The sequence below is a fragment of the Cyclobacterium sp. SYSU L10401 genome (genome assembly GCF_010993705.1).
GTDB lineage: Bacteria > Bacteroidota > Bacteroidia > Cytophagales > Cyclobacteriaceae > Cyclobacterium.
Genome location: NZ_WOFO01000003.1, coordinates 324,501 through 336,550, shown reverse-complemented (window position 1 = coordinate 336,550; position 12,050 = coordinate 324,501). Strand labels below are relative to the sequence as shown.

The following is a 12,050-nucleotide window of genomic DNA, read 5'->3' as shown; positions in this document are numbered from 1 at the left end:
CGCAATAGCAAAGGTTTACCTTCTCAGATGAAGCCCCGAACAAATTATACCTACTCTACGGTATTGATCAATGTACCGATCTGATCAATGTGAATTTTGATTACATCGGCCGATTGCAGGGTAAAGCTCTGGTCAGGGACAATCCCTGTTCCGGTCATTAGAAAAGCACCTTTGGGAAAGGAATATTCTCTGTAAAGAAACTCCACCAGTTGATTAAAATCTCTTTTGATCTGGTCAATGGTGATGGTATCACTGAAAACCAAATTACTCTCCCTGATAATTTCCAATTTGATTTCGCAGGTACCCGGTAGTGCATTATCCGTTACATAAATGCAGGGACCCAATGCCGCACAACCGTCATAAACCTTTGCCTGTGGAAGGTACAAAGGATTCTCTCCTTCAATACTCCTTGAACTCATGTCATTGCCTATGGTATAGCCAATGATTTTTCCTGCAGATGAAACCATCAGGGTAAGTTCAGGTTCCGGTACATCCCAGGAAGAGTCCTTTCTGATCCTGACTGTTTGCAAATGCCCCCTAACCCGTGGGCCCGTAGCTTTCATGAATAACTCAGGACGTTCGGCATGATAAACCATTTCATAAAATGTTCCTCCTCCGCTGTCCTTGGACTCCTCCTGCCTGCCTAGCTTACTCCTGTAATAGGTGACGCCGCTGGCCCATACTTCCTGGTTTTCAATGGGAGGAAGTAAACCATTGGATATCCAGTCATGGGCTTCCTCCGAAGGATCTGAATCGGCTATGGTTTTTTCTATTTCTTCCAGGAGCTGATCATCATTGATAAAGCTGTCCCAATTTTGATTTTTTAAAGTATACAGTTTATGGGAGCTTTCTATGACAATCCCTTGGGTAGTTCTATAAATTTTCATTTGTCGGGCTTTAATTATTTTAAACCAAAAATATCAAGGTATCATCAAAGATACGATCAAAACCAAAACAAAGCCAGTCAGTGAGATGATCGTTTCCAGTGCGGTCCAGGTTTGAAGGGTTTCTTTTTCCGAAATATCCAGGTATTTTTTTACCAACCAAAAGCCACTGTCATTCACATGGGAAAGGATACAAGAACCTGCCGCTATGGCAATGCCTATCAAGGCTTTTTGCGGATCAGAAATATCCATGTCGATGATTATGGGGGCGATCATACCCGCAGCCGTTACCATGGCAACGGTAGCCGAACCCTGAATAATTCGGATGATCACTGCAATGAGATAGGCCATGACTATCGGAGCCACATTATAAGCAATAAAAACCTCGGCTAAAGCCTCTCCTGCACCGCTTTGTACCAAAATCTCTTTAAACATTCCTCCGGCACCCGTAATGACAATAATCAATCCCGCCGGAGCCAGGGCCTTATCAGAAAATTCCAGTAGCTGTTTGGCTTTGAAGCCTTTTTTGAATCCTAGAAAGTAAGAGGCGATCAGGGTGGCAATAGTCAATGCAATAAAGGGATGTCCGACAAACTGGGCCAATTGAACCAGGGTATTTTGTGGATCCAGGTACCCCATATCCATAAGCATATCGGAAGAGGTTGCAATTAATATCAGAAATAAAGGAAGTATGATAATAAAGGCAATCATAAAAAAATCGGCCCTGGAAGCTGTGCTCTCCTTTTCATTCTTGAATTCTATATGTGGCGGTACCGGTACAAATATTCTTTTGGAAATGTAAGATCCAAAAACAGGACCAGCTAAAATAGCACAGGGCAGCCCGATCAATGCTCCAAATAAAATCATCCATCCAAGAGGGGCATTGATGATTTCTGCAACAGCTACCGGACCCGGTGTAGGGGGAATAAAGGCATGGGTAACGGCCATACCTGCCAGAAGTGGAATGGCAAAATGCAACAAGGATTTACCCGCCTTATGAGCCAATGCATAAACCAGAGGAATCAATATGATGAAGCCTACATCCAAAAACACGGGAATGGATACAATAAAACCTGTAAGCATCAAAGCCCAGGAAGTGCGCTTTTCCCCAAATCCCCGAATAAGAAAATGGGCCATGGTCTGCGCCCCACCAGACACCTCCAGCAATTTCCCCAAAATTGCTCCAAGGCCTACCACAATGGTAATAAAGCCAAGTATATCTCCCATTCCCTTTTGAAGGCTGCCAATCAATTCCATGAACGGCATTCCCGCAGCCAGTCCAACAAAGACACTGGCCAGAAGCAATGAAATGAAAGCATGTACTTTTAACCTCATCACCAAAACCAATAAAAGTAGAATCGATAAAATGGTAATGATCAAAAGGTAAATGGTCTGATCCATGGGTATTTTGGGTAAATAGGTGTTGGAAAAAGATTTATTGAAATGTCATTTATACTCTTGAACTAGCTGCAAATTCCTGGTAGGCTGCAAAAAATGCTTTCAGGTGTTTGGTCAAACCCTCCCAATCTTTTTTTTGCAGAAAACTTTTGGGAACCAGGGCACTCCCTACTCCTACTGCCTGAGCTCCTGCTTCAAAATACTCCCGGATGTTGTCCTGATTGACACCACCGGTTGGCATGAGCTGTATTTCATTCAGTGGAGCCTTAATATCTTTGATATATCCGGGTCCCATGGGTCCTGCCGGAAAGACTTTTACCATGGTGGCTCCCATTTGCCAGGATTTGTAGATTTCGGTAGGAGAAAAGGCTCCGGGAAAAACGGGAATTTTCTGGGCTACACAAAAATTAATGACGTCTATGTCTGATATGGGCGTCACTATAAATTGTGCCCCTGCATCCAGGGCTTCATGCATCCCATTCAGGTCACAAACAGTTCCTGCTCCAATATTTAATTCATCCCCAAAAGCATCCACCAAACGTGCAATATCGGCCGTCGCATGGGGGGAATTTAAGGTAATCTCCATGGTAGAAAGTCCTGCGGCCTGGAAACTGGAGGCCACATGCATCAAATCATCGCTATCGAAGTTCCTGAAAATGGATACAATGGGCGCTCTTTCAAAAGCTTCCCAGGAAAATGTCTTTCTCATGTTTTTCTATTCGGTTTATTATTTCAATTTGCGCATATATCACAGCCTTCCTTACCTTTTCCGGGGTTAAGACTTCCGAAGGTATCCCCATCACTTCCAATGCTTTTGAATAACTCCAATAAAGCTTTTCTTCCGAACACAGGTATACCTTACTTTCCATGTTGCCAGCTAAATTACTGAGTTCGTTACCAATCAACAAACCGCTTAAATAATGTAAATTCTCAAATTTATCTAGTTTATCAAATAAATCATTGGCTCTTACTTTAAATAGTGCTGCCAATAAATTATTCTCCGCTCCGTCCATTACCCCATGCTCAAACGCTTTTTCCATTCCAGTTGATTTCTTAACAGGTATTTCAACGCTTTTGGATAGTATACTGGAATGAGACATCAGGTGGAAAACCTCTCCAGTCATAAAGGTCTGAAAATCATGAATTTTTTGATGGGATACCAGCAAATGCTTGGAATGCGTTCCTGGAAAAATAAATGTTCCTTTGCCATTGAAATTTTCCATTTGTCTGATAACACCCAGCAACTGGGTCTCTTCCCCACGCATCACATCCATCGCTGCACGAATCCCGGAAAGTAACAGAAAAGGGTGCCCCAATGAGGCCGAAGGCTCAAAAAAATGGGTATTCATGGTCTTGCCGTCAATATCAAAAGGCAGTCTGGCATAGGGCAAGGGTTTCAATCCAATGGTGGAGGATGCCATGCCCGAACAAACAACCAATAACCCCTCCAGATCGAGATGCAACTGTCGGGAAAAAGCCTTTATACATTGGCTTAAAAACTGAAAGTAATAAGTGCTTCTTTCCAGGGAGGGAGCTTCCTGCAAATAGGCCTTATTGATTACTTGAACCCCATCGGCGGAAGTATACTCCCCCAGAATTTCAGCGTCAATCCTATTGACCAACCGAAGCCTGAAGGAACTGGTCCCCCAGTCACAGCTTAAAAATTGCTTCATTATACCATGCGGTTTATTGGGTTTTTGTCAAGTCATCAATTATTTAAAACTAATGTCTTTGTATTTGAATGTTTGAAATTAGGAAAAACGATGCAAAAACTATTCAAATTTCAAAATAATTATAGCAGAGTCGAAATTCCCGCCTTTAATTAAACCCTTAAAAATTCAAAATACCATCCATTTTTTTTATGGATGTTAAAAAAGTGAATCTGAAAAAAGGCAGGGAACCTCTATTGAAAAAAAGTTCCCTGAACCATTCAACCAATTCATCGATCAACTTAATTTTATAGACATTTCTCTTCCCATATAGGGATCCGATGTGCTGTGTTTGCCAAATTCCAACCGGCCACTATACCGTTTCAGGAATGAATCACTTTCAGCCATTTGCAAGCTGAAATCATACCATCCATGGCTGGAGGCTGTGGATATGATTACTGGCTTTCTCTGGCCGGATTTTAAAGTGATCCATTTTTTACCTTGATTGTAGGCATGGTCCATTACACCAATTGAAATGGACTTATCAAAATGGTTTTCCAGCACCATTCGAAAATGTCCTGTCCCCGATACCGCATCTTCCGATTTGTAGGAGTTTTTTGTGGTCAGGCCCTTTGTGTTTTTATTACCTTTAAATTCTCTGAAAAAGCCATTGGGACCATACACCAACAAATGGTATTGGCCTCCGTGAAAAGCTTCTAAAGGCCAATTGTATGAAAATTGATCACCGGATTTGACAGCAAATGACCAGGATCTGAAGGAGCTTACCTCCCCGGTATGGGGATCTGTATATTGACCCGGGGCATAAACCAGGAAAGGAGCGCCAAGGGCTTTTTTTCCAAACCTGCGGTCAGAGGCATGAAAACTAATTTCCATACCCATTCCATCAGGGTCTACATGTCCATCCACATACAATTCGTAAGCCAATGCATTGGAAGGCTTGGTGCCTGCTTCTTGTTTGGGAATCCAGGGGGACTGCTCCGGATTCAGATTTGCCTGATTGATTTCACGCACTTCAAGGGCCTTAAAATTATCTGGTAAATCCTTAAAGCCCGCATTGTAAATGTTTTTTACATGACTTTCCAGATTGACCGATTCAGGCAAATCAACTTGCTCTCCATTGTAGGGTCTGAAAACCGAAGTGAGATCTCCACAAATGTTTCTTCTCCAGGTACTGATGTTATCTTCCCGGATCAGTTTGCCTGTTTTATGTGATAAAAATTTCTCCAAAAACAGGATGGTGGAAGTAATGTCACAGACCTCGGAATTCACCCAGCCTCCCCGACTCCATGGTGAAGCCACAATTAAGGGCACCCGGTATCCCAGGCCAACAGGGCTTTCTCTGGCATCCTCGGCCCTGATTCCCGGATAATTCAATTCTTGCTCCAGGGTGACAAACTCCCCTCTTGCATCCAATCCTTCGGACATCTTGCCAGACGATTCATCCCCTGGTTTCGGAGGAACAAAAGGAGGCACATGGTCGAAATAGCCGTCATTTTCATCATAATTGAGGATGAAAATGGTTTTCTTCCATACCTCAGGATCCTTGGTCAAAATATCTAAAGCTTCGGAAACATACCAGGCACCATACCAGGGGGCACTGGGATGATCAGAGAAATTTTTTGGTGCAACCAAATAGGAAACAGTAGGTAAATCCCCCTGCTCCACGTCTTTCCTGAATTGGTGAAAGATATCTCCTTTAGGGACTTTTGTAGACCGCTCCTGGTCTCCATCCATGAAATTCAACAACTCGGTCTGGTGGTAATGGGGATCATCAATATTGGTGGTAAAGGCCCTTTGATGAAGTTCTTTTTCTTTTGGGTCAAGCCTGGCAAAAGCTTCGGGGTTATAGGTAGCAATGGTTTCTGCCACCAAGCCTAGTGCTTCTTTTTTCGCATCCAGTTCCTTTTGAATACCTGCTTTATCGGCTTCCGATGCCTTTTTTAGGGAAGCTTCCAGCTTACCGATTTCCTGCTGCAGGTTGTTTTGCTGTCGCTGCAGGTAGGCATAATGGCCAGGAGTAAAACGGACCCCAAATTGCCTGAACCATTCCAGGTTATTGTCAGTGAAATTGGCCAACCAGGATTCATCTTCCCCTTCCAGCAAGGTATTTACACTTACTTCATTCTGATAAACCTTCCAGGATATACCATTGTCCTGAAGCAGGTCGGGAAAAGTATTCCAGTCCACTTCCTTTCCATAAGTGTGTTCTCCGTTCCGTACCAAGGGTTTTTCTCCAGGTTTTCCAACGGATTTACCTGCCCAAAGGTAGTTTCTATTAGTTGTTGTGCCGGTGAGTGATGCGCAAAAATGCTGGTCACAAACGGTAAATGCATCAGCGAACGCATAATAAAAAGGTATATCCTCCCTGTCATAAAAGCCCATGGTCATGGGAACATGACTGAATGCTTTTCTTCCCGGCCTTTTTGCCTCAATCCAGCCATCATATTTTCCCCCATTTCTGGCATCTACCTGATTTTCCCAGGAATGTGGGATTGCACTCATCCAGGTGGCTTTGGTATCTTTGATATTCAACCTGAACGGGGCAAAAGTCTGGCCTTGCTTATCCTTTTGGAGCCATACCAGATTTTTGTCAGGTAAGCGGATCGCCCTGGGATCATTATAACCCCTTACGCCCTTTAATTTGCCAAAACAATGATCAAATGATCGGTTTTCCTGCATCAGAATCACCACATGTGCTGCATCCAGGAAAGAGGTTCCTACTTCCGGATTGATGGCCATTGCTTTTTGAATGGTGGAAGGTAAAGTCCCCCAAAGACCAGCTCCTCCTGTAAAAAGGGCCGCTTTTTTTAAAAAATCTCTTCTTTTTTCATCCATAGTTATTTGCTCAATTATTTGCAATCTATCTATTCAGGGTAATTTCAATTGACGTACCGAATGCCGGATGGAATGCCTGACTTTCCATCCGGCTTTTTATCCCATTAGTTTATTCTACATCCCACCAAACACGGGTAGTAATTCTATCTTCTCCCTGAACCCCTACAGCTTCTATGTAATTTTCCCTATTTAGAGCTTGAACACTGGTCGGGTACATAAACCTAACCGGTACAGAGTCGATGTATGCTGCCGGGCCCGGCTGAATTTCTGGAATCCCGGTTCTCCTCCAATCAAACCAGCCTTCCAAACCATTGAAAAACAAGGCCAACCACTTTTGGGTACCGATTTTGATCAATTTTTCCTCCTCACTACCCATATAAGCGACTTGATCTTGTGTAAAATAGCTTGGAGCAGGTTGCACGGCATCGGCCAGTACATTCAAATTGGCTACCCTCAAGCGTTCCTCATAATAATCAAAGGAGGCCCGCATCCCGCTTTCATAATAGGTCCTGGCATCTCCTACGGTAATGTACCCTTTCTCTCTGGCCTCTGCCAGAATAAACTGCAATTCCGGATAGCCCATCAATATGGTTTGAAAGCCCACTGGAGAAGCATATTCAGAACAAGTCAGACATGAAAACAGCAAGCCTACCCTTGAAATAAAATTGGATCCCCCCTTATTGGGGTCACCTGAAGGGGAATAACCATAGGCATTTTCATCGGCGAGCCCGTTGGGTACACCGGCATAATCCCCAGGGTCTCCTATAAGCCCTGCTCCGCTGTCATTGGTAGGCTGAAAATAAGCAAATAACCGCGGGTCTTCCATTCCTTTCAGGTAACTTTCTATGGTAGTACTCAGGCGATATTCGTCAAAGGAACCGGATCTGGTAGTGTACAGGTAATGCTGATTCGGAACATCCTGTAAATACTGCAGGGCGGCATTGTCTGCATTGCTCTCAAACAAGGGAAATTGGTCCGGATTGCTGACTATGGCCTGCATGGCCGAAGAAGGATCTTCCCTGTCGGAAAGTCTCATCAAAGCCCTCAATCGCAGTGAATTGGCTAATTTCTTCCATTTCGTGACATCACCCTGAAATAAAATATCCCCGTCCAGGCCTTCGGTAGTACTTCCCAAAAGTTGGTTGGCTCGTTCCAGGTCTGCCAATATCCCGTCATAGATCAAGTCTTGCCGGTCAAACTTCGGATAATTGATCCCTTCCTTGGCACCTGTAGCCTCGCTATAGGGCAGGTCTCCGTAAGCATCTGTCATAAAAGCAAACATCAATGATTTCATGACCAGGGCTGCGCCCACATAATTGCTTTCACCCAATTCGCCTGAAATCAAAACCATGTTGTTTACATCCCTTAAGGTATTGTAGAACACGCTGTAAGGATTTCCTTCAGGACCCCAGTTATACCTGTCTTCATTGGTAAATTGAATTTTTGAGGTGTATTGCATGACCACATTTCCGATTCCCCAGCCTTTGCCTATGATTTCATTGGCCGTATTTCTGATAATATTTGGCAATAGAAGGGAAGAGGAGACGGTCTCCGGACTATTGGGATTTCTGTTTACTTCTTCAAAATTTTTGTCGCAGCTCAAAATCCCCAAAAATAGCAGCAAGGTCAGGGAGCTGATTAGATGTTTATATGTCGCTTTCATATTGGTCTTACTTTTTATCGTTAAAATTTAAGGCTAAGGTTAAAACCTACGCTTCTGCTGGAAGGGTAAGCCATATCCTCTACTCCGGGAATAAGGGTACCACCACTCATAGACATGGTTTCCGGGTCAAAATGTGGGTTTTCTGTCCAGAGCGCCAGGTTTCTCGCTACAAGGGAAAATCTTGCTTCCTGAAAGGGCAATTTACCCATAGCTGCACCTGGCAGGTTATATCCCAGGGTAATTTCCCTTAATTTCACAAAAGAAGCATCGTACTTGGCCGCTTCCACATTGCTTCTTTCATAATACCTGTTGTGCCAATCCCTGGAGCTGATTTTTCTGTCATTGGGAACAAAACTTCCATCCGCTCCCTGGATCACACCCGGGCTGATGATACCGTTTCCATCCACAGATAGATCATAGCCATTTTCCCGCCCCAGTAGGGTCTCCTCCAGTTGGCCTGAGGTGCTGCCAATGGTTTTGGTTCTGGAGACCACTATGCCACCATAGCGGATATCAAACAAAAAACCGAAAGACAATCTTTTATAGTTGAAATTATTTTGGATGCCCAGCATCCAATCGGGATTGTAATTACCTTGTAATACCAATTCTGTGGCTGTCAGGGGTGTACCTGAGGTATTGTGTATGATTTGTCCAAAATACGGGCTATTGGCGTCTGTCACCCGCGCAAATCCCCGACCATAGATATTTCCCATTCTTTCCCCTATCCGGGCCTGAATGGTAGCTCCATTTCTCCCTACCATGGAATAAGTATCCAGATCATCGGTCAATTCCAGTACTTTACTTCTGTTTCGGGTAAAATTGGCCATAATATTCCAATTCAATCCATTGACTTTCTGAATGGGACTACCTGATAAAACCAGTTCAATACCGTTGTTTTGGATTTCTCCGGCATTGATAATCCTACTCGCATATCCAGTGGATATATCCAGCTCTATGGGTATGATCTGATTTCTGGTCCGGTTGTCGTAATAGGTGAAGTCCAGCCCTAACCTGCCCTTCAGAAGTCTAAGGTCGGCCCCAAGTTCAAGTGAACCTGTTCTTTCAGGTTTTAATTCTGCGTTGGCCAGGCGATTGGATTCACTTTTGCTTTGAATAGAACCCCAGGCAGTTGCCGGATTGAACACATTGGTAAGGCTGTAGGGGTTGGTATCATTTCCTACTTCGGCATAAGCAGCTCTAACTTTGAAAAAAGAAATTGATTCGGGCAGGGTAATCATGTCAGAAATGATCCCACTCATGGTAGCCGAAGGGTAAAAATAACTGTTATTACCTACCGGCAAAGTACTCGACCAGTCATTCCTACCGGTGATATCCAGAAATAGGATATTGTTATAACCTATCTGGCTAAAACCATAAATAGAATTGATTCTTTTTCCAGAAACCATGTGGTCTATCTGAAGATTTACTGCGGTGTTGGTGAAATTATAGATCTCAGGTATCAGCAATTGCGGAGCCATTGTACGGGTAAACCTGTTTTCCTGCACCATCTGATTGCCTCCCAGGGACACGGAATAGGACCACTTTACATTTTCAGTCTCGGAATATGTCAGGAGAAAGTCTGTATTTCTTTCACTGAAATACACCGCATCCTCCCTGTAACTACCCAGGGGAAACCTCATGGTACTAAAGGCTCTTTTTCGGTCCCTCAGGTCATTGTACATGTCCAAACCTGTCCTTACCATTAAGTTCAACTTATCCATGATTTTGTAATTGGCCACTACATTACCAAATATCCTGTCCTTGGATTGCCCGTTGGTATTTTCAAAAACATTGAAATAGGGATTGTCATGGTAATTGTAGTTATAATTGAACTGCTGCCTGCCTTCCAAACCCGGCATCCAATAGTTTCGGAGATTAGCAGTATTGATCTGTCTGCCATACCAGATCCACAGGTACATCAGGCTTTCTGTTCCATAACTGATGCTAGGCCGGTTTCCACTATTGGTTTTTTGGTAGTTGATCGCTGTAGTAAGGGTCAATCGGTCGGTAATCTGACTCATTCCGTTAAAGGCCAGGGTATTCCTATTGAGGTCAGTATTGGGAATGGTTCCTTTTTGATCCAGATTGGTCCAGGAAAACCGGAAATTTGACTTTTCATTGCCGGAGGCAATAGAAACATTATTGGATAAGGTAACCCCAGTCTGAAAAAAGTCATTGATATTATTGGGCTGTGAAACCCAGGGCGTTGGCGTTATGGTACTTCCCTCCGGGGCATTCAAGTCACCGCCTCTGAAGCCAGCTACATTTCTGGGAGAATCAAACTGAGGTATGGTAGCTCCCTGATCCATTGCAGGCCCCCAACTTTCATCCACACCGTCCGCTATTCCTGCTCCTGCCCCATTGACAAAGGAGAATAACCCATTGTTTCCCTGCCCATATTTATCCTGCCAATCAGGTAATACCAATGGGCTATCAAAAGTAGTATTGGAATTGATGCTTACACCCAAACCTTTTCTATTTTTTCCGGATTTTGTCGTGATCAATATGGCGCCGTTGGCAGCTCTGGAGCCATAAAGAGCAGCAGCAGCAGGACCTTTCAAAATACTCATGGATTCAATGTCATCCGGATTGATCTCCCCTGCCGGGTTGCCATAATCCACTTCCTGATTTCCTGATCCGGATGATCCTACAATATTATTGCTGATCGGAACGCCGTCCACTACAAACAATGGCTGGTTGGCATTGATATTCAGGGAAGACTCCCCCCTGATGGTTACCCTGGAAGAACCCCCAACCCCACTGCTGGAATTGGTAATCTGTACACCTGCTACCCTGCCGCTTAGGGAGTTCATCACATTGGTTTCCCTGGCTTCAGTAAAACGGTCCCCCTCTACGGCCTGCACCGAATAACCCAGTGCCTTGGTTTCCCTTTCCACCCCCAGTGCAGTCACTACTACTTCACTCAATTCTTCGGAAGAATATTCCAAAATTACATTGATGGTGGACCGGTTGCCCACCAGCACTTCCTGAGACTGAAAACCGATGTAAGAAAATACGAGCGTGGTTTCATCCGAAGGTACCTCCAACTCAAATCTACCATCCAGGTCCGTCACTGTGCCCCTGCTGGTCCCCTGGATCAAAACCGAAGCTCCCAATACCGGTTCCGAGCTGGAGCTTTCCGTGACCAGGCCCGTCACTGTCCTTGATTGGGCCCATAAAGCTTTGCTATTTGCTAAAAACAATAGCAGGAATAGTATTCCCAGGCATTTATAAGCACTGGGAAAATACCCCTTAACAAAAGGTAATAATTTCATCATGATACTGAGCGTTTAAGATATTGGTTAATAAAAAAGGTCAAGGAAGCATTGGTGAACAAGCTTCCCTTTAAAATTAGGGTAGGTTAATAGGGCAATAGTAAACACTGGAATACCTGAACAGAAAATTCTGATAAAGTCTAATATACCTTTACAAAAGCTTTCTGCAAGGGAGATTCCTGTTATTTAATTCTAAATATAAATAATATTTAAATTAAATACTTACACAAAAATGATAAAATAAAAATTTTAAATTATCTCAGAGAGTTTATTTAATTATAAACAAAATGCTAAAAAATTAATTAAAAATTAAAATAAAGACCAC

Annotated in this window: 7 protein-coding genes; all 7 read right to left on the bottom strand. The window is 43.6% G+C overall.

Annotated features, from left to right (window positions below; all coding sequences use genetic code 11):
* Positions 1 to 50 precede the first annotated feature (50 nt).
* A complete protein-coding gene (locus tag GL182_RS09275; RefSeq protein ID WP_163379381.1) occupies positions 51 to 887 on the bottom strand; it encodes a fumarylacetoacetate hydrolase family protein in 837 nt (278 codons plus the stop codon).
* A 33-nt stretch (positions 888 to 920) separates the two neighbouring features.
* A complete protein-coding gene (locus GL182_RS09270) occupies positions 921 to 2,285 on the bottom strand; it encodes a GntP family permease (protein ID WP_163379380.1) in 1,365 nt (454 codons plus the stop codon).
* Positions 2,286 to 2,334: 49 nt separating this feature from the next.
* Positions 2,335 to 2,991 carry a bifunctional 4-hydroxy-2-oxoglutarate aldolase/2-dehydro-3-deoxy-phosphogluconate aldolase gene (locus GL182_RS09265; RefSeq protein ID WP_163379379.1) on the bottom strand — a complete coding sequence of 219 codons (657 nt, stop codon included), beginning with the start codon at positions 2,989 to 2,991 and terminating at the stop codon, positions 2,335 to 2,337.
* On the bottom strand, positions 2,960 to 3,955 hold the full coding sequence (locus GL182_RS09260) for a 2-dehydro-3-deoxygalactonokinase (protein ID WP_163379378.1): 996 nt from the start codon (positions 3,953 to 3,955) through the stop codon (positions 2,960 to 2,962). The genes GL182_RS09265 and GL182_RS09260 overlap by 32 nt, the downstream gene beginning before the upstream one ends.
* Before the next feature lie 273 nt (positions 3,956 to 4,228).
* Positions 4,229 to 6,787, bottom strand: a complete 2,559-nt coding sequence (locus GL182_RS09255; RefSeq protein WP_163379377.1) for a phosphocholine-specific phospholipase C — start codon at positions 6,785 to 6,787, stop codon at positions 4,229 to 4,231.
* Positions 6,788 to 6,896: 109 nt separating this feature from the next.
* Positions 6,897 to 8,450, bottom strand: coding sequence for a SusD/RagB family nutrient-binding outer membrane lipoprotein (locus tag GL182_RS09250; protein WP_163379376.1), 1,554 nt, complete (start codon positions 8,448 to 8,450; stop codon positions 6,897 to 6,899).
* Positions 8,451 to 8,470: 20 nt separating this feature from the next.
* Positions 8,471 to 11,728, bottom strand: coding sequence for a SusC/RagA family TonB-linked outer membrane protein (locus tag GL182_RS09245; RefSeq protein WP_205603618.1), 3,258 nt, complete (start codon positions 11,726 to 11,728; stop codon positions 8,471 to 8,473).
* Positions 11,729 to 12,050 lie beyond the last annotated feature (322 nt).